Genomic DNA, 561 nt, shown 5'->3' with positions numbered 1-561 from the left:
CTGATACAGGTTAATCTACCTGGGCTGGAGCCCATCCGCATCAGCCGCGATGCAAAGCCAGGCCCCACCCAGCATGCCATTCTGGAAGTACAGGCAGGCCTCCAACACAAGCTGGTTTTTAATTATGAAATTTTCAAGGGTGCGGCCCGTTTAAGCCGTATTGATACCCATGTTGGGACTTTTCATTACCAGCACGAACAGCCTGAAAAACACACAGGCCTACGCCTTGTTGGCATGCAAAGACCCGACAAAATGGGCAAAGTCTATGCCTATGAAGCCCAATACCAGCATGGCAACCCGTTTTTGCTAACCGGCATTAGCATGCATGACCATACCGGTCAAAAAGCGGTCAGAACCAATTCATGGGCTTATGACGAAAAAGGCCTGGCTATTCGTTCCATAACGGGTGGCCAAGAAGATACCAACAACCATATTGAGATTGAATATATCAGTCGCCCCAAAACTGAAAATGCCCCAGGCCTCACGCGTGTTAAAAATACCGATGGCAAGCACACCGATTTTCATACTTCCATCAAGGGTGGAAAATATGTACTGGAAGCA

The 561-nt window shown here is 48.3% G+C and carries 1 protein-coding gene; it reads left to right on the top strand.

Annotation, left to right across the window (positions count from 1 at the left end; translation table 11 throughout):
- The coding region (locus HCX92_RS14580) for a hypothetical protein (RefSeq protein ID WP_169295691.1) at positions 1 to 561 on the top strand (561 nt) is incomplete at both ends.

This window comes from Advenella sp. EE-W14, assembly GCF_012923605.1.
GTDB lineage: Bacteria > Pseudomonadota > Gammaproteobacteria > Burkholderiales > Burkholderiaceae_B > Advenella > Advenella alkanexedens.
This window is presented reverse-complemented; position numbering and strand designations above follow the sequence as displayed.